Source organism: Streptomyces sp. NPDC048106 (genome assembly GCF_040706415.1).
GTDB lineage: Bacteria > Actinomycetota > Actinomycetes > Streptomycetales > Streptomycetaceae > Streptomyces.
The window spans coordinates 16,892-42,072 of sequence record NZ_JBEZND010000043.1 but is presented as its reverse complement, the minus strand read 5'-3'; the positions used below and the strand labels follow the sequence as shown (position 1 = coordinate 42,072).

Below are 25,181 nucleotides of genomic sequence, written 5' to 3'. Positions count from 1 at the left end.
CTAGGCTGAGGTGATCAGCGCACCGTGAAGGAGTCACGCGTATGAGCCTCACCGTCCGTCCGGTCACGCGGGCCGAGCATCTCGCCTTCGTGGCGGCCCGCCCCTCGGCCAGCCATCTCCAGTTGCCGTCCTGGGGGGACGTGAAGCCGGACTGGCGGGCGGAGAGCCTGGGGTGGTTCGAGGCGGACGGGCGGCTCGTCGGCGTGGGGCTGGTGCTGCTCAGACCGCTGCCCAAGGTGAAGCGGTACCTGGCGTATCTGCCGGAGGGCCCGGTCATCGACTGGGACGCGCCCGACCTGGAGCGCTGGCTGGACCCGATGCTGGCCCACCTCAAGCGCCTGGGCGCCTTCTCGGTGAAGATGGGCCCGCCCGTGGTCGTGCGGCGGTGGAGCTCCGAGGCGGTCAAGGCCGCCATCGCCGACCCGGACGCGCACCGGCTGCGGGACGCGCCGCCGACCTCCGAGGAGCCGGGGGCGCTCGCCCTCGCCGACCGGCTGCGCGGCATGGGCTGGCGGCAGACCGAGCCCGGCGGCGAGGACGGTTTCGCCGCCGGACAGCCCCGGTACGTCTGCCAGGTGCCGTACGCCGGACGGTCGCTGGAGGACATCCACCGCGGGCTCAACCAGCAGTGGCGGCGCAACATCAAGAAGGCCGAGAAGGCGGGGGTGAAGGTCGTACGGGGAGGTCAGGAGGATCTGCCGGCCTTCTACGAGCTGTACGCGGAGACGGCGGAGCGGGACCGTTTCATCCCGCGCCCGTTGTCGTACTTCCAGCGGATGTGGACGGCGCTCACCGCCGAGGACCCCGACCGGATGCGGCTGTACCTCGCGCAGCACGACGGCGAGGTGCTCGCGGCGGCCACGATGCTGATCGTCGGCGGCCATGTCTGGTACTCGTACGGCGCCTCCACCAGCCGCAGGCGCGAGGTGCAGCCCAACAACGCGATGCAGTGGCGCATGATGTGCGACGCCCACGAGCTGGGCGCCCATGTCTACGACTTCCGGGGCATCACCGACACCCTGGAGGAGTCCAACCACCTCCTCGGTCTGCTCCGCTTCAAGGTGGGCGCGGGCGGCGGGGCGGTGGAGTACGTGGGCGAGTGGGACTTCCCGCTGAACCGCCTGCTGCACAAGGCGCTCGACGTGTATATGGCGCGCCGCTGAGGGGGCGGTGTGAGGGGGCGGCGCGGCCGGGCGACCGGAATGCGAGAGGGGCGTATCTCAGCATCCAGGACAGCCGCATCAGAGGTTCACACTCCTGACGTGGTCTATTACCCTGGACCGGGTAGTACAGGGAGCTGTACATGATCTGATCCGAGCACCGGGACCGCCGTGAGCACCGTCAACACCCCCAGCGCCACCTCCGGGCCGTCCGTGACGACGCCCGGGTCCCCGGGCACTCCGGGCCGTTCCGGCTCGCTGGGCCCGGTGGGGCTGGTGCTGGCCGGCGGGGTGTCGGTGCAGTTCGGCGGCGCGCTCGCGGTGACGCTGATGCCGAGGGCCGGCGCGCTCGGCGTGGTGACGCTCCGGCTCGTCGCGGCGGCCGTGATCCTGCTGCTGTTCTGCCGCCCCCGGCTGCGCGGCCACTCGCGCGCCGACTGGGGCACGGTGATCGCCTTCGGCGTCGCCCTCGGCGGCATGAACAGCCTGTTCTACGAGGCCGTGGCCCGCATCCCGCTCGGCCCCGCCGTCACCCTCGAAGTGCTCGGCCCGCTCGCCCTCTCCGTCGTCTCCTCCCGCCGCCTGGTCAACGTCGTGTGGGCGGCGCTCGCCCTGGGGGGCGTGTTCCTGCTCGGCGGCGGGGGCTTCGGCGGGGTGGACCCGGCGGGGGTGGGCTTCGCGCTCGGCGCGGGCGTGATGTGGGCGGCGTACATCGTGTTCAGCGCGCGTACCGGCCGCCGCTTCCCGCAGGCGGACGGGCTGGCGCTGGCCATGTCGGTCGCGGCGCTGCTCGTCCTCCCGCTGGGCATCGCCTCGTCCGGCGGCCGCCTCCTCGACCCCACCACCGCCGGCCTCGGCGCGGGGGTGGCCCTGCTCTCCTCTGTCCTGCCCTACACCCTCGAACTCCTGGCCCTGCGCAACCTCCCCGCCGCCACCTTCGCCATCCTGATGAGCCTGGACCCGGCCCTCGCCGCGACCGCCGGCTTCCTCATCCTCGGCCAGGCCCTCTCCGCCCCGGAGATCGCCGCGATCGCCCTGGTCATCGCGGCGAGCATCGGCGCGGTGCGCACACAGGTGGGCCGGGCGAAGGCACCGGTCCCGGAGGCGTGAGGCGGCGCGGCCCCCTCGGTGCCGGGCCGGTGCCGGTGTGTACGTTGGGGGAGAGGGGCCCGCGCCGTCCGCACAGGCGGCGGTAACAGGCAGGGGAACAGGAACGCATGGCACGTGTCGCCGTCATCACCGCGCCCAACATCGGCTACCGCAACACCGGGATGCTGACCGTCGACCTGGCCTTCGAGGCGATGCGGCGCCGGCTGGGGGACGGCGTCGAGGCGAGCTGGTACACCCTGCACCTGCCGGCGACCGTCCCGCTGCGGCCGCTGCGGGACGGGGTGCGCGGCGCGGAACTCCCCTTCCGGTTCCGGTCGTTGATCGACGAGGCCGACAGCCTGCGCGAGCACGACGCCGTCGTCTTCTGGGGCGACTTCCTGCACACCCGGCACTATCTCGCCCAGGACGCCGCCAACCGGCTCCTCGACTTCGGGCTCGCCGCGGACCGAGGCGCCGCCCGCGCGCTGCTGAACCGCACCCTGCTGCTGGCAGGCCAGCCCGACGAACTCCTCGGCCGCACCCTCAGCTACGGCGGCACGATCCTGCACAACACGCAGTCGGACTACGAGGACAAGGAGTACGGCCCCCTGTTCACGCGTCTGATGACCCGGAGCCACCGGGTCTGGGTGCGTGACCCGCTGTCCGCGGCCAAGCTGGCGCACCTGCGCAAGGACCGGACGACCGACCACTTCGGCTCGGACGCCGCGCTGCTGAACCGCCCCGGCGACCTCGACCGTCTCCCGGTCACGCCCTGGTCCCGGGACCTCCCGGACGGCGGCGCGATCGGGGTGTTCCTCGGTGCCCGCACGAAGATCCCCGAGTGGCTGCCCGGCTTCTGCCGGGGGCTCGCGGAGCGGCTGGGCGCGCCCCTGGAGTGGCTGCCGTGGTTCGAGGGGGACGTCCCGCGGCGGGCCGGCCACCTCGCCGCCCGCCCCGGCGCCCCCACCGTCGGCGACCTGCTCGGCGTGCTGCCCCGCTACCGCCTCGTCATCACCGACACCTACCACCTGTGCGTCAACGCCTGGGGCGCCGGCACCCCGGTGGTCTGCGTCGGCGCGCCCGAACCCGTGCCGACGACCGACCGCGACTACCTGACGCTCAGCGACGTGAAGAAGCACGTGCTGCACATGGCGTACGACGCGGGCGACTTCTACCTGCCCACCGTCCCCGACACCGCCGAGGGCCATGAGCGGCGGGCCGACCGGATCGTCCGGCTCGTCGAGGGCGGGGGCGCGGCCGCGGTGGCCGCGCGGATCCGTGACCACGCCGAGTACTCGGCGAACTCCTTCACCGAGACGCTCACCTCGCTGCTGGCATAAATAATGCAAGCACGCTTGATTGTTTCCGGGCCCGCTGCCATGCTCCCCTCATGGCCGACCCGACGCCCGTCATCGACGACCTGCGTGCCGAGAGCGAAGAACTGGACCGGCTCGTCGCCCGGTTGACGCCCGAGCAGTGGGCGCTCGCCACTCCGGCGCCCGGCTGGACCGTCGCCCACCAGATCGCCCACCTCGCCTGGACCGACCGCGCGGCGCTGGCCGCCGTCACCGACGCGGACGCGTTCCGCGTGCTGGTCGAGAAGGCCCTCGCGAGCCATGACTCGTTCGTGGACGAGGGCGCGGAGGAGAGCGCGGGGCTGCCGCCCGCGGAACTCCTCGCGGCCTGGCGTACCGGGCGCGACGCCCTCGACCGGGCCCTGCGCTCGGCCGCCCCCGGCGCCCGCTTCCCCTGGTTCGGGCCGCCCATGGCCGTCGCCTCCATGGCCACCGCCCGCCTCATGGAGACCTGGGCCCACAGCCTGGACGTCGCCGACGCGCTCGGCGTCACCCGCGCCCCCACCGACCGCCTGCGCCACATCGCCCGGCTCGGCGTCCGCACACGGGACTTCGCCTACGGCGTCCACGGGCTCACCCCGCCCGCCGAGGAGTTCCGCGTCCGGCTCATCGCGCCGAGCGGTGACATGTGGGAATTCGGCCCCGAAGACGCACCCCAAAGCGTCACCGGGCCGGCCCTCGACTTCTGCCGCCTCGTCACCCAGCGCGCGCACCGCGACGACCTCGCCCTGACCGCCGTCGGCCCGGACGCGGACCGCTGGCTGGACATCGCCCAGGCCTTCGCGGGACCGCCGGGCAGCGGCCGGGCGCCGGGGAACACGGGAGGCCCGGCGGCGGGATCCGGCCGGTGACCCCCCTGCGCATAGGCAACTTCTCCGGCTTCTACGGCGACCGCTTCGACGCCCTGCGCGAGATGCTCACCGGCGGCGAGCTCGACGTCCTCACCGGCGACTACCTCGCCGAACTCACCATGCTGATCCTCGCCCGCGACCGGCTGAAGGACCCCGGCGCCGGGTACGCCCGCACCTTCCTGCGCCAGTTGGAGGACTGCCTCGGCCTCGTGCGGGAGCGCGGGGTGCGGATCGTCACCAACGCGGGCGGCCTCAACCCCGCCGGACTGGCCGCGCGCATCGGCGAGTTGACCGACCGGCTCGGCGTCCCCCTGCGGATCGCCCACGTCGAGGGCGACGACCTGACCGCGGCCCACCCCGGCACCCTCGCCGCCCACGCCTACCTCGGCGGGTTCGGCATCGCCGAGTGCCTGCGGGCCGGCGCGGACATCGTCGTCACCGGACGGGTGACCGACGCGGCCCTCGTCACCGGACCCGCCGCCGCCCGCTTCGGCTGGGGGCCCAGGGACTTCGACAAGCTCGCCGGGGCCGTCGTCGCCGGGCATGTCCTGGAGTGCGGGACGCAGGCCACCGGCGGCAACTACGCGTTCTTCCAGGAGGGGGACGTACGGCGGCCCGGATTCCCGCTCGCCGAGATCCACGCCGACGGCAGCAGCGTCATCACCAAGCACCCCGGCACCGGCGGCTTCGTGGACGTCGGCACGGTCACCGCGCAACTGCTGTACGAGACCGGGGGCGCCCGGTACGCCGGGCCCGACGTCACCGCCCGCCTGGACAGCGTCCGGCTGAGCCAGGAGGGGCCGGACCGGGTGCGGATCGAAGGGGTGCGCGGGGAGGCGCCCCCGCCGACCCTCAAGGTCGGGCTCAACCGGCTCGGCGGCTTCCGCAACGAGGTCGTCTTCGTGCTCACGGGACTCGACATCGAGGCCAAGGCCGCGCTGGTGCGGGAGCAGTTGACCGGGCATCTCGCCATGTCGCCGCCCCAGGAGGTGCGGTGGGAACTCGTCCGCACCGACCGGCCCGACGCCGGCACCGAGGAGACCGCCGGCGCCCTGCTGCGTCTGGTCGTACGGGATCCGGACCAGCGGGTCGTGGGGCGGGCGCTGAGCGGGGCGGCCGTCGAGCTGGCGCTGGCCAGTTACCCCGGGTTCCATGTGTCGGCCCCGCCCGGCAAGGGCGACCCCTACGGGATCTTCGAGGACGCGTACGTGCCCCAGGAGGAGGTGGCGCACACGGCCGTGCTCCCCGACGGGCGCCCCGTACGGGTCCCCCCGCCCCCGGACACCCGGCCCCTGGCGGAGGCGCCGGCCGGGGAACTCCCCGCGCCCCCGCCGCCCGGTGCCACCCGCCGCGCCCCCCTCGGCCTCGTAGCCGGCGCCCGCAGCGGGGACAAGGGCGGGAACGCCAACGTGGGGGTGTGGGCCCGTACCGACGAGGCGTGGCGGTGGCTCGCGCACGAGCTGACGGCCGAGCGGTTCCGGGAGCTGATCCCCGAAAGCCGCGACCTGCCCGTCACCCGCCACGTCCTGCCCCATCTGCGCGCCCTGAACTTCGTCGTCGTCGGCATCCTCGGCGCCGGCGTCGCCTCCCGCCACCGCTTCGACCCGCAGGCCAAGGCCCTCGGTGAATGGCTGCGCTCCCGCCACCTGGACATCCCGGAGGCCCTCCTGTGACCGTCCTCGACACGGCCCTGGACACCCACCACCCCGACTACGCGGCCCACCGCGAGGCCATGCTCGCCAAGCTCGACGGGCTTGCGGCGGAGCACGCCAAGGCGCTCGCGGGCGGCGGCGAGAAGTACGTCCGACGGCACCGCGACCGCGGCAAGCTGCTCGCCCGCGAGCGCATCGAGCTGCTGCTGGACGAGGACACTCCGTTCCTGGAGCTGTCCCCGCTCGCCGCCTGGGGCAGCGAGTACACCGTCGGCGCCGCCCTCGTCACCGGCATCGGCGTGGTCGAGGGCGTGGAGTGCCTGATCACCGCCAACGACCCGACCGTGCGCGGCGGTGCCAGCAACCCCTGGACCCTGAAGAAGGCCCTGCGGGCCAACGACATCGCCCTCGCCAACCGGCTGCCCTGCATCAGCCTGGTGGAGTCCGGGGGTGCCGACCTGCCCTCGCAGAAGGAGATCTTCATCCCCGGCGGCGCCCTGTTCCGGGACCTCACCCGGCTGTCCGCCGCCGGGATCCCGACCGTGGCCGTCGTCTTCGGCAACTCCACGGCAGGCGGCGCCTACATCCCCGGCATGTCCGACCACGTGATCATGGTCAAGGAGCGGGCGAAGGTGTTCCTCGGCGGGCCGCCGCTGGTGAAGATGGCCACGGGCGAGGAGAGCGACGACGAGTCCCTGGGCGGCGCCGAGATGCACGCCCGGGTCTCCGGGCTCGCCGACTACTTCGCCATGGACGAGCGGGACGCCCTGCGGCAGGCGCGGCGGGTGGTCGCGCGGCTCAACCACCGCAAGGCGGGCGCCGATCCGGGCCCGGCCGAGCCGCCCGCCCACGACCCGGAGGAACTGCTGGGCATCGTCCCCGGCGACCTCAGGACCCCCTTCGACCCGCGCGAGGTCATCGCCCGGATCGTGGACGCCTCCGACTTCGACGAGTTCAAGCCGCTGTACGGCACCAGCCTGGTGACCGGCTGGGCGGCCCTGCACGGCTATCCCGTCGGCATCCTCGCCAACGCCCAGGGGGTGCTGTTCAGCGAGGAGTCGCAGAAGGCCGCCCAGTTCATCCAGCTCGCCAACCAGCGCGACATCCCGCTGCTCTTCCTGCACAACACCACCGGCTACATGGTCGGCAGGGAGTACGAGCAGGGCGGGATCATCAAGCACGGCGCGATGATGATCAACGCCGTCAGCAACAGCCGTGTCCCGCACCTGTCCGTGCTGATGGGCGCGTCGTACGGCGCCGGGCACTACGGCATGTGCGGTCGCGCCTACGACCCCCGCTTCCTGTTCGCCTGGCCCAGCGCCAAGTCCGCCGTCATGGGCCCGCAGCAGCTCGCGGGCGTGCTGTCGATCGTCGCGCGGCAGTCGGCGGCGGCGAAGGGACAGCCGTACGACGAGGACGCGGACGCCGCCCTGCGCGCCATGGTCGAGCAGCAGATCGAGTCCGAGTCGCTGCCCCTGTTCCTGTCCGGGCGGCTGTACGACGACGGCGTCATCGACCCGCGCGACACCCGTACCGTCCTCGGCCTGTGCCTCTCCGCGATCCACACCGCCCCCTACGAGGGCGCGCGCGGCGGCTTCGGCGTCTTCCGGATGTGAGGTCCATGATCCAGACTCTGCTGGTCGCCAACCGGGGCGAGATCGCCTGCCGGATCTTCCGCACCTGCCGCGACCTGGGCATCCGCACGGTCGCCGTGCACTCGGACCCCGACGAGCACGCGCTCCACACCCGCCTCGCGGACGCGGCGGTACGACTGCCGGGCGCGGCGCCCGCCGACACCTATCTGCGCGGCGACCTGATCGTGAAGGCGGCCCTGGCCGCCGGCGCGGACGCCGTGCACCCCGGCTACGGCTTCCTCTCCGAGAACCCCGGCTTCGCCCGCGAGGTCCGCGACGCCGGCCTGACCTGGATCGGGCCCGCCCCCGAGGCCATCGAGGCCATGGCCTCCAAGACGCGCGCCAAGCGGCTGATGGGCCTGGAGCCCCTGACGGAGGTCACCGAGGGCGATCTGCCGGTGCTGGTGAAGGCGGCGGCGGGCGGCGGGGGGCGCGGGATGCGGATCGTGCGCCGCCTGGACGACCTCCAGGCCGCCCTGGAGGGCGCGCGCGCCGAGGCCGCGAGCGCCTTCGGGGACGGCGAGGTCTTCGTGGAGCCGTACCTCGAACACGGCCGCCACGTCGAGGTGCAGATCCTCGCCGACACCCACGGCACCGTGTGGCCGCTCGGCACCCGCGACTGTTCCCTCCAGCGCCGCCACCAGAAGGTCGTCGAGGAGGCCCCGGCGCCCGCCCTGCCCGAACGGCTCGCGGAGGAGCTGCGCACGCTGGCGGTACGCGCCGCCCGTGCCGTCTCCTACGTCGGCGCGGGGACCGTCGAGTTCCTGGTCGCCGAGGGCCGCGCGCACTTCCTGGAGATGAACACCCGCCTCCAGGTCGAACACCCGGTGACCGAGGCGGTGTTCGGGCTCGACCTGGTCGCCGAGCAGATCCGCGTCGCCGAGGGCCACGCCCTCGACAAGGAGCCGCCGCGCCCGCGCGGGCACGCGATCGAGGTCCGCCTCTACGCCGAGGACCCCGCCCGCGACTGGGCCCCGCAAACCGGCACCCTGCACCGGCTCGCCCTGCCGTCCGGCGTCCGCCTCGACACCGGCTACGGCGACGGCGACCCCATCGGCGTCCACTACGACCCGATGCTCGCCAAGGTCGTCGCCCACGCCCCGACCAGGGCGGAGGCGATCCGGCGGCTCGTGGGCGCCCTGGAGGCGGCGGTGATCCACGGCCCGGTCACCAACCGCGACCTGCTCGTCCGCTCGCTGCGGCACGAGGAGTTCACGAGCGGCCGCATGGACACCGGTTTCTACGACCGCCACCTGCCCGCCCTCACCGCCCCCGCCCCCGATCCCCTCGCCCCGCTCGCCGCCGCCCTCGCCGGTGCCCACGGCCGCTCCCGCTTCGGCGGCTGGCGCAACCTGCCGTCGCAGGACCAGCTCAAGCGGTACGAGGCGGCGGGGGAGGAGACCGAGGTCCGCTACCGGCACACGCGCGAGGGCCTCGCCGCCGACGGGGTGCGGGTCGTGCACGCCGACGCGCGGACCGTCGTACTCGAAGTGGCCGGGGTGCGCCGGAGCTTCGAGGTGGCGCGGTACGGCGACGAGGTGTACGTCAACGCCGATCGCCTCCGCGCGCTGCCGCGATTCCCGCGTCCGGAGGCGCAGTTGGCGCCGGGGTCCCTGGTGGCGCCCATGCCGGGCACGGTCGTCAGGGTCGCCGACGGGCTGCGGGTCGGGGACGCCGTGCGGGCGGGCGATCCGGTCGTGTGGCTGGAGGCGATGAAGATGCAGCACCGCATCACGGCCCCGGCCGCCGGCACGCTGACCGCCCTCCCGGTGACCCCGGGACAGCAGGTGGAACTGGGCGCGCTCCTGGCCGTGGTCGAGACCGGCCCCTCGTAGGCCCGCGCGGAGCACCGCGCGGGCAACCACATCGAAGCCGTACTCGGAGGACTCGCATGACCACGCACATCGAATCCGAAGAACACAAGGCCCTGCGCGCCGCGGTCGCCGCCCTCGGCGGCCGCTACGGCCGGGACTACCTCACCCGCACCCTCGCCGAGGGCAAACCCCTCACCGAACTCTGGTCCGAGGCCGGCAAGCTCGGCTACCTCGGCGTCAACCTCCCCGAGGAGTACGGCGGCGGGGGCGGCGGCATCACCGAACTCTCCATTGTCCTGGAGGAGTTGGGGGCGGCGGGTTCGCCCCTGCTCATGCTCGTCGTGTCCCCCGCCATCTGCGGCACCGTGATCTCCCGTTTCGGCACCGAGGCGCAGAAACGGGAATGGCTCCCCGGCCTCGCCGACGGCACCCGCCTCATGGCCTTCGGCATCACCGAACCCGACGCCGGCTCCAACAGCCACCGCATCACCACCACGGCCCGCCGCGACGGCACGGACTGGCTGCTCACCGGCCGCAAGGTCTTCATCTCCGGCGTGGACATGGCCGACGCGGTGCTGATCGTCGGCCGCACCGAGGACGCCCGCACCGGACGCCTCAAGCCCTGCCTCTTCATCGTGCCGACGGACGCGCCCGGCTTCCAGAAGCGGCCGATCGACATGGAACTCAAGGCGGCCGAGAAGCAGTTCGAGCTGGTCCTGGACGACGTACGGCTGCCCGCGGAGGCGCTGGTCGGCGACGAGGACGCGGGACTGCTCCAACTGTTCGCGGGGCTCAACCCGGAGCGGATCATGACGGCCGCGTTCGCCGTCGGGATGGGCCGGTACGCGCTCGGCAGGGCCGTCGAGTACGCCCGCGACCGTACCGTCTGGAAGACGCCCATCGGCGCCCATCAGGCGATCGCGCACCCCCTGGCGCAGGCGCACATCGACCTGGAGCTGGCCCGGCTGATGATGCAGAAGGCGGCCCGTCTCTACGACGCGGGCGACGACATCGGCGCGGGCGAGGCCGCCAACATGGCCAAGTACGCGGCCGGGGAGGCCTGTGTGAAGGCCGTCGACCAGGCGGTGCACACCCTCGGCGGCAACGGGCTCACCCGCGAGTACGGACTCGCCTCGCTGATAACGGCCGCGCGCGTGGCTCGTATCGCCCCGGTGAGCCGGGAGATGATTCTCAACTACGTCTCCCACCAGTCCCTGGGCCTGCCCAAGTCGTACTGAGCCGCCGCCGCTTGGAGGAACCGTGTTCCACAGCGAGTACGCAGACGTCCCGCCCGTCGAACTCCCCATCCACGAAGCCGTGCTGGGCCACGCGGCCCGATTCGGCGAGCGGCCCGCCCTCGTCGACGGCACGGACGGGACCACGCTCACGTACGAGCAGGTGGACCGGTTCCACCGGCGGCTGTCCGCCGCGTTCGCCGACGCGGGCGTCCGCAAGGGCGATGTCCTCGCCCTGCACAGCCCCAACACGATCGCGTTCCCGACCGCCTTCTACGCCGCCACCCGCGCGGGCGCCACCGTGACCACGGTCCACCCGCAGTCCACCCCCCAGGAGCTGGCCAAGCAGCTACGGGACAGCGCGGCCCGCTGGCTCGTCACCGTCTCCCCGCTGCTGGCCACCGCCCGCCGCGCCGCCGAACTCGCGGGCGGCGTACGGGAGATCTTCGTGTGCGACAGCGCCTCCGGGCACCGTTCGCTGATCGACATGCTCGGCACGACGGCACCCGAGCCGGAGATCTGCTTCGACCCGGCACAGGACGTCGCGGCGCTGCCGTACTCCTCCGGCACCACCGGGGTGCCCAAGGGCGTGATGCTCACCCACCGGCAGATCGCCACCAACCTCGCCCAGCTGGAGTCGGTCGCGCCCACGGCGCCCGGCGAACGCATCCTCGCCATCCTGCCGTTCTTCCACATCTATGGTCTGACCGCCCTCATGAACGCGCCCCTGCGCCTGGGCGCCACGGTCGTGGTGCTGCCCCGCTTCGAGCTGGAGACCTTCCTCGGCGCGATCGAGAAGCACCGCATCACTGGCCTCTACGTCGCCCCGCCGGTCGTCCTCGCCCTCGCCAAGCACCCGGCGGTCACCCGCTACGACCTCTCCAGCCTGAAGTACGTCCTGTGCGCCGCCGCCCCGCTGGACGCCGGGCTCGCCCGTGCCTGCGCGCACCGCCTCGGCCTGCCCCCGATCGGCCAGGCCTACGGCATGACGGAACTCTCCCCGGGCACCCATGTCGTCCCCCTCGACCGGCTGCACGAGGCGCCCGCCGGGACGGTCGGCAAGCTGATCGCGGGCACCGAGATGCGGATCGTCTCCCTGGACGACCCGGACCGGGACCTCGGCGCGGGCGAGGCCGGGGAGATCCTGATCCGGGGGCCGCAGGTGATGAAGGGATACCTCGGCCGGCCGGAGGCCACCGCCGCGCTGATCGACGCGGACGGCTGGCTGCACACCGGGGACGTGGGCCGAGTCGACGCCGAGGGCTGGCTGTTCGTCGTGGACCGGGTGAAGGAGCTCATCAAGTACAAGGGCTTCCAGGTGGCCCCCGCCGAACTGGAGGCCCTGCTGCTCACCCATCCCGGCATCGCCGACGCGGCCGTCATCGGCACCCGCGACGAGGACGGCAACGAGGTGCCGCACGCCTTCGTCGTCCGCCGGTCCGATGGCGACGAGCCGACCGAGAACGACGTGCTGCTCCATGTCGCCGAGCGCGTCGCACCGTACAAACGCGTCCGCAAGGTCACCTTCACCGACAGCGTGCCGCGCGCCGCCTCCGGGAAGATCCTGCGGCGACAGCTCAGGGAGCGCACATGACCACCGCCATAGGACGCTCGCGCACCCGCGGCGTCGAGACCCTCAGCCTGGACGCCACCGGCACGCGCAACGCGCTGTCCGCGAGCCTCGTCGCCGGCCTCGCCGACGCGCTGGCAGAGTGCGGCGAGGACCCGGACGTACGGGCCGTCGTCCTCACCCACACCGGCAACACGTTCTCGGCCGGCGCCGACCTGCGCGAACCGCCGCGCCCGGACGCGCTGGTCGGGCTGCTGCGGCAACTCGTCGAACTGCCCAGACCGGTGGTCGCCCGGGTCACCGGACACGTCCGCGCGGGCGGCCTCGGGCTGCTCGCCGCGTGCGACCTGGCCTTCTCCTCCGCCGCGGCCACCTTCGCCTTCACCGAGGTCCGCATCGGGGTGGCCCCCGCGGTGATCTCGCTGCCGCTGCTGCCGCGCACCGACCCGCGCGCCCTGGCCCGCTACTACCTCACCGGCGAACGCTTCGGCCCCGACGAGGCCGTCCGCACCGGTCTGCTCACGGCCGCCGCCGAGGACGTGGACGAGGCGTTGGCGCCCGTCCTGGACGGGCTGCGCCGGTCCGCGCCCGAGGCCCTGACGGAGACGAAACGGCTGCTCACGGCTAGGGTGCTGGAGACGTTCGACCGGGACGCGGCCGCCCTGACCGCGCTCTCGGCCCGGCTGTTCGCCTCCGACCAGGCCCGGGAGGGGATGACGGCCTTCCTGGAGAAACGGGATCCGGCATGGGTGGTGTGACCAGATGAGGACCACGGCGGACCGCGACCGGCGGCCCAAGCAGGACCGCAGCCGGGCCACCCGGCAGCGGCTCCTGGAGGCCGCCGTCGCCTGCCTCGCCGAACACGGCTGGGCGGGCTCCACCGTCTCCGTCGTCGCCGAGCGCGCCGGGGTCTCCCGGGGCGCCGCCCAGCACCACTTCCCGACCCGCGAGGACCTGTTCACCGCGGCCGTCGAGTACGTCGCCGAAGAGCGCTCCACCGCCCTGCGCGCACTGTTCCCGGACGGCGCGGCGGGCGACCGCCGGGCCGTCGTCGGCGCCCTGGTCGACCTCTACACCGGCCCCCTCTTCCGGGCCGCCCTGCAACTGTGGGTGGCCGCCTCCAACGAGGAGCAACTGCGCGGCCAGGTCACCGAACTGGAGGCCCGCGTCGGCCGCGAGACCCATCGCATCGCCGTCGACCTCCTCGGCGCCGACGAGTCCCGGCCCGGCGCCCGCGAGACCGTCCAGGGACTGCTCGACATGGCCCGCGGCCTCGGCCTCGCCAACGTCCTCACGGACGACACGGCCCGGCGGGAACGGGTCGTGGCGCAGTGGGCGAAGCTCGTGGAGGCGTCGCTCGCCTGAGCCGCCGGCCCGTTGTTGTCGACCCATCGCCGACGGGCCCATCTCCGGCGGGCCCGTTGTCGGTGGGGCCCGTTAACGTGGCGGGCATGGGGGACCACTTCCAGACGATCGTCGATCTCGACGCGACCGCGGCCGACGCGCGGCACCTGACCGAGCGGGTGCTCGGCCTGCTCGTGACCGAGGGCATCGTGCTGCCCGAGCGCACCGGCCGCCCCTTCGGACAGCACCTGCCCGGCCCGCACTGGCACAAGGCGACCGGCCCGGAAGACCCCGACTGGACGCCGACCGACGGCCTGACCCCGCACACCGGGCGCACGGTCTTCCACGGCGGCCAGGGCGAGGCCGAGTGGGTGCGCTGCCCGCGCTGCGCGGCCACCACCCGGCTGCTCACCGACGAGTACGACTGGATCGACGCGGCCTGGGAGCCGTACGCGCGGGCGATCGGCCGCTGGCAGGAGACCGGCGAGGCGGCCGTCGCGTGCCCCGGCTGCGCCGCCACCGTGCCGCTGCCCGAGTGGATCTGGGCCGGCGACTACTACGCCTTCGGGTACCTGGGCCTGGAGTTCTGGAACTGGCCGGAACTGGGGGCGGCGTTCCGCGGGCTGGTCACCGAGGCGCTGGGCGGGCACCGCACCACGCTGGTGTGGGGCAAGTTCTGAAAGCGGCCTCGCGACCGGCGCTCCGGCAGTGAGGCGGACCACATCCCGATCCGGTCGCGCGCAGTACTCTGGGCGCATGCTTCCGATGCTCGTCCGACGCCGCCACGTGGACTACGTGCGCGTCACGAGCATGGGCTGTCGGCGCCGCGCCGCCTGATCCAGCCCCCAACTCGCTCTGCATTCTTCCTTGTTCGGCACCTGGGGGCCGCGTACCCCTTGCGGCCGCCCGTGCCCCGTACACCCTGCGGACACACCATGACCTCGCACACCGCGACGACCACGTCGTACGCCCAGCTGCCCGTCATCGACCTCTCGGCCGCCGACCGCGGCCCCCGCAGCCGTGCCCTGCTCCACGCCCAGCTGCACAGCGCCGCGCACGACGTCGGCTTCTTCCAGTTGGTCGGGCACGGCGTCACCGCCGCCGAGACCGAGGCGCTGCTCACCGCCATGCGTGCCTTCTTCGACCTCCCCGAGGCGGACCGGCTGGCGCTGGACAACGTCAACTCCCCGCATTTCCGCGGCTACACGCGCACCGGCGACGAGCGCACCGGCGGCGCCCGCGACTGGCGCGACCAGCTCGACATCGGCGCCGAGCGCCCCGCCCGTGTGCCCGGCCCCGACGAGCCGTCGTACTGGTGGCTCCAGGGCCCCAACCAGTGGCCGGCCGCCCTGCCCGAGCTGCGCACCGCGGCCCTGACCTGGATCGACCGGCTCAGCGCGGTCGCCCAGCGCCTGCTGCACGAACTGCTGACCGCCATCGGCGCGCCCGCCGGCTTCTACGACCCGATCTTCGGCGACCGGGCCCACCCGCAGCTCAAGCTGGTCCGCTACCCCGGCAGCGCGGGCGACGGCGCCGACCAGGGCGTCGGCGCCCACAAGGACTACGGCTTCCTCACCCTGCTCCTCCAGGACACCGTCGGCGGCCTCCAGGTCCAGCGCGAGGACGGCCGCTTCCACGACGTGCCGCCGCTGGAGAACGCCTTCGTCGTCAACCTCGGCGAACTGCTGGAGGTGGCCACCAACGGCTACCTCCTCGCCACCAACCACCGCGTGGTCAGCCCGCCCGGGGCGACGGAGCGGTTCTCGGTGCCGTTCTTCTACAACCCCCGCCTGGACGGGCGGGTCGCCCCGCTCCCCTTCCCGCACGCCGCCCAGGCCCCGGGCGTCACGACCGACCCGACGAACCCCCTGTTCGCCGAGTACGGCTACAACGAGCTGAAGGGCAAGCTGAGGGCCCATCCGCTGGTGGCGGAACGGCATCACGGCGCCCTGCTGACGCCCGCCTAGGCGTCTACCGGGCGGCGCCCCGGCCGCCCCGCTACCCGGCGATGTCCGCGTACCCCTCGATGTCCTGCGGTCCCCGCGGTCCCGGTCCCACATACCGGGCCGTGGGCCGCACCAGCCGTCCCGTGCGCCGCTGTTCGAGGATGTGCGCGGACCACCCGGCGGTCCGGGCGCACGTGAACATGGACGTGAACATGTGGGCCGGCACCTCGGCGAAGTCCAGCATGATCGCCGCCCAGAACTCCACGTTCGTGGCCAGCACCCGGTCCGGCCGGCGGTTGTGCAGCTCCTCCAGCGCCGCCTTCTCCAGCGCCTCGGCGACCTCGAACCGCGGCGCCCCCAGCTTCCGCGCCGTGCGCCGCAGCACCCGTGCCCGCGGATCCTCGGCCCGGTACACCCGGTGGCCGAACCCCATGAGCCGTTCCCCCCGGTCGAGGGCCCGTTTGACGTAGCCCTCCGCGTCCCCGGTGCGCTCGATCTCCTCGATCATCCCGAGCACCCGGGAGGGCGCGCCGCCGTGCAGCGGCCCGGACATCGCGCCGACGGCACCGGAGAGCGCCGCGGCGACGTCGGCGCCGGTGGAGGCGATGACCCGCGCGGTGAACGTGGACGCGTTCATGCCGTGTTCCGCGGCCGACGTCCAGTACGCGTCGACCGCCGCGACATGCCGGGGGTCCGGCTCCCCGCGCCAGCGGATCATGAACCGCTCCACGACCGAGCCGGCCTTGTCGATCTCCCGCTGCGGCACCATCGCCAGGCCCTGCCCGCGCGCGGACTGGGCGACGTACGACAGGGCCATGACGGCGGCCCGCGCCAGGTCCTCGCGGGCCCGTGCCTCGTCGATGTCGAGCAGCGGCCTGAGCCCCCAGACGGGGGCGAGCATGGCGAGCGCGGACTGCACGTCCACGCGGATGTCGCCGGAGTGGACCGGGATGGGGAAGGGCTCGGCGGGCGGCAGTCCGGGGTTGAAGGAGCCGTCGACCAGCAGGCCCCACACGTTGCCGAAGGAGACGTGCCCGACCAGGTCCTCGATGTCGACGCCCCGGTAGCGCAGGGCACCGCCTTCCTTGTCCGGTTCGGCGATCTCCGTCTCGAACGCTACGACTCCTTCGAGCCCGGGTACGAAGTCGGACATCAGGCGGCTCCTCGTGCTGGGCGGCGCGGCTCTGGACGGGCCTGGAATCAGCACGATAACCCCGTATGTCTCGCTTGGAGAGACTTGACGACACTGAGTGCCAGACACAGTAGATACGGCAAGATGACCGCGTGACCGACCGCGAACCGCTCCTGGATCCCGTCCTCGACCCCGCCGCCATGCGCAAGCAGTACCGGGCCGACGGACTCGCCGAACAGGACCTCGCCACGCACCCCATGGACCAGTTCGCACGCTGGTTCGAGGACGCGGCCCGGGCGGCCCTGCACGGCACGCTCTACGAGCCGAACGCCATGGTCGTCGCCACCGCGGACGCCGAGGGGCGGCCCAGCTCGCGCACGGTCCTGATGAAGCAGTTCGACACCGAGGGCTTCGTCTTCTACACGAACTACGAGTCCCGCAAGGGCCGGGACCTCGCCGCGAACCCGCACGTCTCGCTGCTCTTCCCCTGGCATCCGCTGGCCCGCCAGGTCATCGTCACGGGCGGCGTCCGGCGCACCGGCCGGGACGAGACCGCGGCCTACTTCCGCACCCGGCCGCACGGCTCCCAGCTCGGCGCCTGGGCCAGCGCGCAGTCCACGGTGCTCGGCTCGCGCGCCGAACTGGACGCCGCCTACGCCGGTCTGGAGTCCCGCTACCCCGAGGGCGAGCAGGTCCCGGTGCCCCCGCACTGGGGCGGGTTCCGGGTCGCACCCGACACCGTGGAGTTCTGGCAGGGCCGGGAGAACCGGCTCCACGACCGCCTGCGCTACACGGCCCGCCCGGACGGCACCTGGCAGGTCGACCGGCTCAGCCCCTGAGGGGCCCGGAGAGCGCAGACGACCCGCGGGCTGGGTTCCTCCGAGGAGGAGCCGGCCGGACGTACCGGCAGCCCGCGGGTCGGGTGACTGCTTGGGATTGGGCCGGCTGCACGCATCCCTCACGTGCTGGTCCGGCACCGCATCGAGCGTGGTGACGAGCCGCTAGCCCGCAGCCACCTCACGCGTCCGGTGTGCATACATTTGCCGAACCACCTCCCTTCCGTGTGCCTACAGCCTAGGAACCGGCGGGGAAGCGCTCAACTGTTTTTTTCGGGGAACCGGCCGGGGGGTTACGGATCGCCCGAACGGGTGAGTAGTGCCGGTGGCGGTCCGGCAGGTGGACCCGGGGTTGATTCGGTCCGTCTTGAGGGAACAGGATGTGGGCTGCGTCACGTTCGAGTTGAATAAGGGGCAGTGAGCGGAACGGGCGCCTTACATGCGCCGACGCAGCGTGCAGGGGGTCCAGGTGAGTGCTTCCCGGCGGAGTGGGGCCACCGACGAACTGGGGCCCGACGAGCCCGGTGCGTCGGGGGAGCCCGGCGGGGCCGATCTGCTGGCCGCGCTGCTGGACGGCATGGACGCGGCGCTGTGCGCCTTCGACGCGGACGGGGTCGTCACCCACTGGAACCGCGAGGCCGCGCGGATCCTCGGCTGGAGCGCCGAGGAGGCGGTGGGGCGGCACGGGTTCGCCGGATGGGCCGTGCGCAGCGCCGACGCGGAGGACGTCCAGGCCCGCCTGCTGTCGGCGATGCGGGCACAGGGCCGGCAGGTGCACGAGTTCGCGCTGCTGACCAAGGACGGCGGCCGGGTTCTCGTGCGCACCCAGTCCGCCGCCGTCCGGGGGCCCGGCGGGGAGCCCGCCGGGGTGTACTGCGCCTTCAGCGAGGTGCACGCGCAGATCGACCTGGAGCGCTCGATCGCGCTGAGCGAGGCGCTGTTCGAGGACGCCGAGTGGGGGGTCGTGCTCGTCGACGCGGACCTGCGCCCCGCCGTCGTCAACGCGCACGCGGCGCGGGCCCTCGGCACCGGGCGCTCGGCCGCGCTGGGACGGCCGCTCGGCGAGCTGCTCACGCAGGGCGTGGAGGAGCTGGAGGCCGCGCTGACCCATGTGCTCGCCGAGGGCGCGCCGCCCGCGCCCGCCGAGGTGTGGGTGACCGTGCGCACCCCCGCCGAGGGCGAGCAGCGCCGGTGCTGGCGCAACGCCTTCCTGCCGCTCGCCTCACCGCTCGCCGAGGAGCCCGTGCCGCTCGGGGTCGGCTGGCTCTTCTGGGACGTCACCGAGGCCAGACGGAGCGAGCAGGAGGCCGCGCTGCTGCGCTTCCGCACCAAGCAGCTGCACCGCGCGGCCCGCGCCGCCGCCGAGTGCGAGGACCCGCGGGAGGCGGCCACCGTCCATCTCGACTACGCCCTCGCCGGGTTCGCCGACCACGCCCTGATCGACCGGCTCGCGGACGCGCCGCGCGCACCGGGTCCCGGGGGAGCGGGGGCGGTACGGCTCGTACGGCTCGCCGCCACGCCCGCCGGGGCGCCGGGGCCGAGCGTGCTCACCGGGGCCGCCGGGCTGCCGGTGCGCTACGAGCCGGGGCACCCGGCGCTGAGCTGCGTGGAGCGCACCGGGTGTGTACGCGCGGACGCCGGGTCGGTGCCGCCCGAGCTGGCCCGGGAGTGGGCGCTGCGCCGGCAGTGGCCCGGCGACGCGGTGCACGCCCTGTGCGCGGTGCTGCGCAGCCGGGGCCGCACGCTCGGCGTCGTGACCTTCCTGCGCGGCGCCGCGCGCACCCCCTTCGAACGCTCCGACGCGTCGTACGCCGAGGACGTGGCGCTGCGGATAGCGGCGGCCCTGGACCTCGCCGGGCCGACGCGGTAGCCCCTGCGGGCCGCGGCGGGACCTTCAGCGGCGGTAGAAGATGCGGTCGCCGTACTCGTCCATCACACGGGTGTTCCAGTCGTGGCCGCCGTCCACGTTCCCGGAGCGCAGCAGCGGGGGCTCGATGCCGCGGTCGGCGAGGGCGGCGGCCGCGGTGGCCATGACGGCCTGCATCAGCGCCGTGGTGACCACGGTGGAGGCGGGGGCGAAGGGGGCCGGGATGGTGTCGAGGGTGAGTTCCGCGTCGCCGACCGCGATCTTCGAGTCGAGGACGAGGTCGCAGTGGTCCTTGAGGAAAGTGCCCGAGGCGTGCCGGGAGGTCGTCTGCGCCGCGTACGCCACCGAGGTCACGCCGATCACCTTGATGCCGAGGGCGCGGGCGCGCTGGGCCATCTCCACGGGCAGGGCGTTGCGGCCCGACAGGGAGATGATCACGAGGGCGTCGCCGGGGCGCAGCGGCGAGGTGTCGAGCACGGCGCTCGCCAGGCCGTCGACGCGTTCGAGGGCGGAGCCGAGGGTGGCGGGGGTGACGTCCACGCCCACGACGCCGGGCACGGCGAGCAGGTTCATCAGGGCGAGGCCGCCGGCCCGGTAGACGACGTCCTGGGCGGCGAGGGAGGAGTGACCGGCGCCGAAGGCGAACAGGCGGCCGCCGGACGCGACGGTGTCGGCGAGGAGGGCGGCGGCGGACTCGATCGCCTCGGCCTCCTCCTCCCGGAGCCGTTGCAGGAGGTTGATGGCGGCGTCGAAGAACAGGTCGGCAGGCGTGCCGTCGCTCATGCGGTGCCCCTTCGCAGCGTCTGTGTCGCGGATCACGGTGCGGTCTGGACCACTGCGGTGTCAATACGGCCGCCGCCTGATCGGGTTCGCGGCCGCGCCCGGCGCCCGGACCCGCCCCCGTTCCCCCGGTGCCGCCCGCTTGTCTGCCGGATCCGGCAGAATTGGAAATCGAGGCCAGCGCACGCGCCGGGTGCCGGCAGAGGTAATCGAGGGGCACGTATGTCCGGACTGATCGACACCACGGAGATGTATCTCCGCACCATCCTCGAACTGGAGGAGGAAGGCGTCGTCCCCATGCGCGCCCGGATCGCGGAGCGGCTGGACCAGAGCGGGCCGACGGTGAGCCAGACAGTGGCGCGCATGGAGCGCGACGGACTGGTCTCGGTGGCCAGCGACCGCCATCTGGAGCTGACCGGCGAGGGCCGCAGGCTCGCCACCCGCGTGATGCGCAAGCACCGCCTCGCCGAGTGCCTGCTGGTCGACGTGATCGGCCTGGAGTGGGAGCAGGTGCACGCCGAGGCCTGCCGCTGGGAGCACGTGATGAGCGAGGCCGTCGAGCGCCGCGTCATGGAGCTGCTGCGGCACCCGACCGAGTCGCCGTACGGCAACCCGATCCCCGGCCTCGAAGAGCTGGGCGAGAAGGACGGCGCCGACCCGTTCCTGGACGAGGGCATGGTCTCGCTCGCCGACCTGGACACGGGCACGGACGGCAAGACGGTCGTCGTGCGCCGGATCGGCGAGCCCATCCAGATGGACGCGCAGCTGATGTACACCCTGCGCCGGGCCGGGGTGCAGCCCGGCTCGGTGGTGAGCGTGACCGAGTCGCCCGGCGGAGTGCTGGTCGGCAGCGGCGGCGAGGCGGCCGAGCTGGAGGCCGACATCGCCTCCCACGTGTTCGTCGCCAAGCGCTGAGCCGCACCGGGTCCCCGGGACGACAGAGGGCCCCGGCGCCTTTCGGCGCCGGGGCCTGTCCTCCCCTGTGCTGACCCGGAGCCCCGAGCTCTCAGGGTCAGTCCCCCTCGGACCGCTTTTCCCCGAGCGGTCCGCCTCCCGCCAGAAAGATCCCCTCGCACGCGGCGATCATTCCTGACCGGCTGTCACTCGAACGAGGGGTGTTGCCCGCGGGGGCGGTATTTCCGAACGCCGGTTCCCCTCGGGTGGCGCGTCCGTCACGCGTACATCCGCAGCTCCGGCCAGATCTCCCCCCACGCCCGCCGGGGCCCGGTGCACACGTACACGTGCCCGCCCCGCTCGATGTTGGGCACGTCCCCGCCGGTCAGCGTCGCCGCCACCCGCACCCGGCGGAAGTACCGGCGCAGCCTGGCCTCGTACCCCGGGAGGTGTCCGGGGCCGGGCGCGATCGCCACCACCGTCGTGGCGTGCGCGTCGCCGGGCCCCCACCACCAGTCGCTGTTCTGCGCCCCCACGGCCGTCGGCAGCCCGGCGCCGCGCCCCAGCTCGCTGACGGCGCCGGCCTCGCCGTAGTCCGCCGCGAAGATCACCGCGTGCGCGCGCCGCTCGGCGGGGAGCCCGCTCCACACCTGCCGTACGGTGCCGACCAGCCGGGGCCAGCCCTGGCTCTCCGCGGAGTTCGTGCTGACGCCGTACGTCCAGGCCACGTCGGACGGCGGCAGCACCGGCAGCACGATCACGGCGGCCAGCGCGGTCGAGACGGCGGTGCCGGCCACCAGGCCGCGCAGCCGCTTCCGGTCGGCGTACAGCGTCCCGTCGCGGGCCACCGCACCGGCCGCCAGCAGGCACACGTACAGCCCGCCCAGGTAGTACACCTGCGCCCCGGTCGTCACCGCGAACAGCACGAACAGCACGCCGTACGCGATCACCAGGCACTGCCACAGCGGCCGTCCGGACCGCCACAGGTACCGCAGTCCGGTGATCCACAGCGCCGCCAGCGCCAGGCAGGACATGCCGAACTGGCCCACGATCCAGGTGACGATGTTCCCCGGACCGCCGTGCTCGGCGTTCAGCGCCCGCGTCATCTCGAACATGGCCCAGCCGTGCCGCGACTGCCACCACAGATCGGGCAGCACCGGCAGCACGGCGAGCAGCGCGCCCGCGAGCAGCCGGCGGTCGGCCGTGGTCCGCCGGGCCGGGCCGAGCAGCGCCGCCGCCAGCAGGACGGCCCCGAAGACCGCCGCGAGGTGGTTGAACTCGGCGCCGACGCCGACCAGCGCCCCCGCGGCGAGCCACCAGCGCGTGTCGCCGGTCCGCCCGATGCGTACGACCGCCAGCGCGATCGCCGCCCACGCCAGCATCTCGTACGACGTGGTGTTGGCGATGTGCGCGCTGCCCAGCAGCACCGGCATGGTGCCGGTCGCGACCGCCGCGAGCAGTTGTGGCCGCCGTGCGCCGCCGAACTCCCGCGCGGTCAGGGCGCCCACGAGCACCGTGCCCGCCGCGGCCAGCGCGGGGAACAGCCGCAGGCCCGTCGCCGAGACCCCGAACAGCTCCAGCGAGAGGCGGGCCAGCAGCGGCGCCAGCGCGGGCTGGTCCACGTAACCCGCCTGGAGATGCCGGGCGCAGTCGAGGAAGTACAGCTCGTCGCGGTGGAAGCCGTAGCGCGAGGACAACGCCATCAGCAGGGCGAACACCGCCCCCGCGACGGCGAACGCCCGCCGGTCCAACGGCGCGAGCCGTCCGCCGCCGACGCCTTCGGCTTCCCCCGCGGGTCTCACGGCCGTCGCGTCCGCCATCCCCCGACACCCCCGTCCCGGCCCCCCGGCCACACCGGTCGCGCGGTCCCTGGGTGGCACGTACCCTACGCATCCCGCCGGTGCCCGGTGAAGGCCGGCGCGGACCGGGCTCAGCGGCGGGCCAGCGCCAGCACGCTGAGCCCGAACATCAGGACGCCCAGGGGGAGATGGACCGCCGGGACGTGCGCGATGCCGAGCACCACCTGGACCGAGGCGAGGACGAGGAATCCGGTCGCCTGCCAGACGGGCCGGAGCGAGCCGCCGCCCGGCTTCCACGCCAGCACCGCCGCGAGCACGTAGAGCATCGACGCGCCGTACATCACGCGGGCGCCGACGCTGTGCAGCGTCTCCCCGTAGGACGCCGTCAACAGCAGTCCGGCGGAGACCGCCTGGAGGAAGATGGTCAGGGTCTGCAGGGCTATCGAGACCCGCAGAAACGAGAATCCGCGCTGTGCTGCCGGCTGGTCGGCCATGTCACGCCCCCCTTTTCCGCCCGCAGGCGGTGGATCGGATCGGTAAGGTCCAACCAGCCCGACGACACGGGCCCGCGAAAGGTAAGGCGAGGAGGCGGCCGGGGGTATGGGGACCGCGGGGGCGAGCATCGAGGAGACGGCCGGCGAGCGGCGCCAACTGATCAACGTGGCCTATCGGTTGCTGGGTTCACTGGCCGAGGCCGAGGACGCCGTCCAGGAGGCCTACGCGCGCTGGTACGCGCTGCCGGGGGCCCGCCGGGCGGAGATCGTGAACCCCGGCGCCTGGCTGACGACGGTGACCGGCCGCGTCTGCCTGGACGTGCTCGGCTCGGCACGGGCCCGGCGGGAACGCTACGTCGGCGCGTGGCTGCCCGACCCGCTGCCCGACCGCGACGAGCACGGCGTCCGCCGGGGCACCGATCCCGCCGACCAGATCGTCCTGGACGAGTCGGTGACCATGGCCTTCCTGGTCATCCTGGAGTCGATGACGCCCGCCGAGCGGGTGGCGTTCGTCCTGCACGACGTCTTCCGGTACCCCTTCGCCGACATCGCCGGCGTCCTCGGCCGCACCCCCGCGGCCTGCAAACAGCTCGCCACCTCCGCCCGGCGGCGGGTGGACGCCACCCGGACCCCGGCGCCGGCCGCCGGGCACGCCGAGGCGGTACGCCGGGTCAAGGAGGCGTGGGAGGCCAGGAACGTCGCGGCGCTCGTCGGCATCCTCGATCCCGCCGCCGTGATGACCGCCGACGGCGGCGGCGTCGCCGGTGCCGCCCTGCGCCCGGTCGAGGGCGGGGCGCGCATCGCCCAGTACATGGTCGCGATCGCCGACCGGGCCCCCGGGCTGGAACTCCTGGAGCGGTCGGTCAACGGCACGCCCGGCCTGGTGGCCCGGCGTGCCGGGGTCGTCCTGACCGTCGCCTCGTTCGAGGTCGCCGACGGCCGCGTGTCCCGGCTCTGGGTCGTCCGGAACCCGGAGAAACTGCGGCCCTGGACGGCGGACGGCAGGCCCTAGGAGGTACCCGGTCGCCCCCCGGTGGGTCCCTCAGCGGTCCCGGCCGCAGGCGTACGCCAACGCCGAGATCAGCTCCTCCGCGTCCGGCAGCCACCGGTTCGCGGGCGTGGGCCGCCGGGCCCACTGCACCGCCCCCCGGGTCCCGAACCGCGTGGGCGGCGCCGCCACGTACGCCCCCTCGCCCAGGGCCACCAGATCGAGCGAGTCCGGCATCCAGCCCTGGTTCCGCACCAGATCCGGCACCTTCACCGAAGCCCCAGGCAACACGAAGAACCGCATGCGCCGGTCGGGAGAGAGCGAGACCGGCCCCAGCGTCAGCGACATCCGCTCCAGCCGGGCCAGCGCCAGGAAGCCCGCGCTCTCCGGGACGGACAGCGCGTCGAACGTGCGCCCCGTGGGCAACAGCACCGACGCCGTCGGCTGCTTCTGCCACAGCCGCCGCACCACCGTCGCGCTCCCCGTCGCCTGGCTCGCCCAGTCGGGGCGCGCGGGGTGCGCACCCGGCGCAGGGCAGGACGCGTCGCCGCACGAGCAGCGCGGCATGCCGGAGACGGGTTCCAGCCAGGTGCCCGGGAACACGTCCCAGTGCCGTTCCTCGGCGTAGCGTACGGCGGTTTCCTGCGGCGACTCCCCGCGTTGCTGCGGGATCCGCCCGGCGGTCTGACTGTCTTCGGCGGCCGCGATCGTCTCTTCCACGTCCCACTCAACTCCCGCACC

General features: G+C 73.8%; 22 protein-coding genes. 17 read left to right on the top strand and 5 right to left on the bottom strand.

Translation table 11 applies throughout. From position 1 onward, the window contains the following. Positions 1-41: 41 nt before the first annotated feature. From AB0927_RS32700 to AB0927_RS32640, 13 genes are all read left to right on the top strand, one after another. Positions 42-1,163 (top strand): peptidoglycan bridge formation glycyltransferase FemA/FemB family protein, encoded by a 1,122-nt coding sequence (locus tag AB0927_RS32700; RefSeq protein ID WP_366671414.1) that lies wholly within the window; start codon positions 42-44, stop codon positions 1,161-1,163. Between the two features lie 168 nt (positions 1,164-1,331). Beyond that, positions 1,332-2,270, top strand: a complete 939-nt coding sequence (locus tag AB0927_RS32695; RefSeq protein WP_366671413.1) for an EamA family transporter — start codon at positions 1,332-1,334, stop codon at positions 2,268-2,270. A 107-nt stretch (positions 2,271-2,377) separates the two neighbouring features. Beyond that, on the top strand, positions 2,378-3,589 hold the full coding sequence (locus tag AB0927_RS32690; RefSeq protein WP_366671412.1) for a polysaccharide pyruvyl transferase family protein: 1,212 nt from the start codon (positions 2,378-2,380) through the stop codon (positions 3,587-3,589). A gap of 50 nt (positions 3,590-3,639) precedes the next feature. Continuing rightward, entirely contained in the window at positions 3,640-4,455 is an 816-nt protein-coding gene (locus AB0927_RS32685) for a TIGR03084 family metal-binding protein (protein WP_366671411.1), read from the top strand. Beyond that, positions 4,452-6,128 (top strand): acyclic terpene utilization AtuA family protein, encoded by a 1,677-nt coding sequence (locus tag AB0927_RS32680; RefSeq protein WP_366671410.1) that lies wholly within the window; start codon positions 4,452-4,454, stop codon positions 6,126-6,128. Before AB0927_RS32685 ends, AB0927_RS32680 begins: the two co-directional genes overlap by 4 nt. After that, positions 6,125-7,723 (top strand): carboxyl transferase domain-containing protein, encoded by a 1,599-nt coding sequence (locus AB0927_RS32675; protein WP_366671409.1) that lies wholly within the window; start codon positions 6,125-6,127, stop codon positions 7,721-7,723. Before AB0927_RS32680 ends, AB0927_RS32675 begins: the two co-directional genes overlap by 4 nt. Before the next feature lie 5 nt (positions 7,724-7,728). Next, the gene (locus tag AB0927_RS32670) at positions 7,729-9,576 is read left to right on the top strand and encodes a biotin carboxylase N-terminal domain-containing protein (RefSeq protein ID WP_366671408.1); all 1,848 of its coding nucleotides are present in this window, start codon (positions 7,729-7,731) and stop codon (positions 9,574-9,576) included. A 56-nt stretch (positions 9,577-9,632) separates the two neighbouring features. Next, positions 9,633-10,793, top strand: a complete 1,161-nt coding sequence (locus AB0927_RS32665) for an acyl-CoA dehydrogenase family protein (RefSeq protein ID WP_366671407.1) — start codon at positions 9,633-9,635, stop codon at positions 10,791-10,793. 22 nt (positions 10,794-10,815) lie between these two features. Beyond that, the gene (locus AB0927_RS32660) at positions 10,816-12,384 is read left to right on the top strand and encodes a 4-coumarate--CoA ligase family protein (protein WP_366671406.1); all 1,569 of its coding nucleotides are present in this window, start codon (positions 10,816-10,818) and stop codon (positions 12,382-12,384) included. Next, complete coding sequence (locus AB0927_RS32655; protein ID WP_366671405.1) at positions 12,381-13,118, top strand: enoyl-CoA hydratase family protein; 738 nt, start codon at positions 12,381-12,383, stop codon at positions 13,116-13,118. The genes AB0927_RS32660 and AB0927_RS32655 overlap by 4 nt, the downstream gene beginning before the upstream one ends. A 4-nt stretch (positions 13,119-13,122) precedes the next feature. Beyond that, positions 13,123-13,725: a TetR/AcrR family transcriptional regulator gene (locus AB0927_RS32650; protein ID WP_366671404.1), complete on the top strand. Its 603-nt coding sequence runs from the start codon at positions 13,123-13,125 to the stop codon at positions 13,723-13,725. Positions 13,726-13,811: 86 nt separating this feature from the next. Further along, positions 13,812-14,384, top strand: a complete 573-nt coding sequence (locus tag AB0927_RS32645) for a hypothetical protein (RefSeq protein ID WP_366671403.1) — start codon at positions 13,812-13,814, stop codon at positions 14,382-14,384. 255 nt (positions 14,385-14,639) lie between these two features. Further along, on the top strand, positions 14,640-15,671 hold the full coding sequence (locus AB0927_RS32640; RefSeq protein WP_366671402.1) for a 2-oxoglutarate and iron-dependent oxygenase domain-containing protein: 1,032 nt from the start codon (positions 14,640-14,642) through the stop codon (positions 15,669-15,671). A gap of 31 nt (positions 15,672-15,702) precedes the next feature. Here AB0927_RS32640 and AB0927_RS32635 read toward each other — a convergent pair whose 3' ends face one another. Next, entirely contained in the window at positions 15,703-16,803 is a 1,101-nt protein-coding gene (locus tag AB0927_RS32635; protein WP_366671401.1) for a citrate synthase 2, read from the bottom strand. A gap of 131 nt (positions 16,804-16,934) precedes the next feature. Here AB0927_RS32635 and pdxH point away from each other — a divergent pair, with 131 nt between their 5' ends. Continuing rightward, positions 16,935-17,621 (top strand): pyridoxamine 5'-phosphate oxidase, encoded by a 687-nt coding sequence (gene pdxH / locus AB0927_RS32630; RefSeq protein WP_366671400.1) that lies wholly within the window; start codon positions 16,935-16,937, stop codon positions 17,619-17,621. A 466-nt stretch (positions 17,622-18,087) separates the two neighbouring features. Beyond that, positions 18,088-19,488 (top strand): PAS domain-containing protein, encoded by a 1,401-nt coding sequence (locus AB0927_RS32625; RefSeq protein WP_366671399.1) that lies wholly within the window; start codon positions 18,088-18,090, stop codon positions 19,486-19,488. 24 nt (positions 19,489-19,512) lie between these two features. On the opposite strand, the gene AB0927_RS32620 is transcribed toward AB0927_RS32625, so the two are convergent. After that, the gene (locus tag AB0927_RS32620) at positions 19,513-20,268 is read right to left on the bottom strand and encodes an SIS domain-containing protein (RefSeq protein ID WP_366671398.1); all 756 of its coding nucleotides are present in this window, start codon (positions 20,266-20,268) and stop codon (positions 19,513-19,515) included. Positions 20,269-20,487: 219 nt separating this feature from the next. Here AB0927_RS32620 and AB0927_RS32615 point away from each other — a divergent pair, with 219 nt between their 5' ends. Beyond that, positions 20,488-21,180: a metal-dependent transcriptional regulator gene (locus AB0927_RS32615; RefSeq protein ID WP_366671397.1), complete on the top strand. Its 693-nt coding sequence runs from the start codon at positions 20,488-20,490 to the stop codon at positions 21,178-21,180. A gap of 257 nt (positions 21,181-21,437) precedes the next feature. Here AB0927_RS32615 and AB0927_RS32610 read toward each other — a convergent pair whose 3' ends face one another. Together AB0927_RS32610 and AB0927_RS32605 are read right to left on the bottom strand one after the other, a co-directional pair. After that, positions 21,438-22,979, bottom strand: a complete 1,542-nt coding sequence (locus AB0927_RS32610) for a glycosyltransferase family 39 protein (RefSeq protein WP_366671396.1) — start codon at positions 22,977-22,979, stop codon at positions 21,438-21,440. 110 nt (positions 22,980-23,089) lie between these two features. Continuing rightward, the gene (locus tag AB0927_RS32605; RefSeq protein ID WP_366671395.1) at positions 23,090-23,452 is read right to left on the bottom strand and encodes a hypothetical protein; all 363 of its coding nucleotides are present in this window, start codon (positions 23,450-23,452) and stop codon (positions 23,090-23,092) included. 106 nt (positions 23,453-23,558) lie between these two features. On the opposite strand from AB0927_RS32605, the gene sigJ reads away from it, so the two are divergent. Next, positions 23,559-24,464, top strand: coding sequence for an RNA polymerase sigma factor SigJ (gene sigJ / locus AB0927_RS32600; RefSeq protein ID WP_366671394.1), 906 nt, complete (start codon positions 23,559-23,561; stop codon positions 24,462-24,464). 30 nt (positions 24,465-24,494) lie between these two features. Here sigJ and AB0927_RS32595 read toward each other — a convergent pair whose 3' ends face one another. Next, positions 24,495-25,160: a bifunctional DNA primase/polymerase gene (locus tag AB0927_RS32595; RefSeq protein WP_366671393.1), complete on the bottom strand. Its 666-nt coding sequence runs from the start codon at positions 25,158-25,160 to the stop codon at positions 24,495-24,497. Between the last annotated feature and the right edge of the window lie 21 nt (positions 25,161-25,181).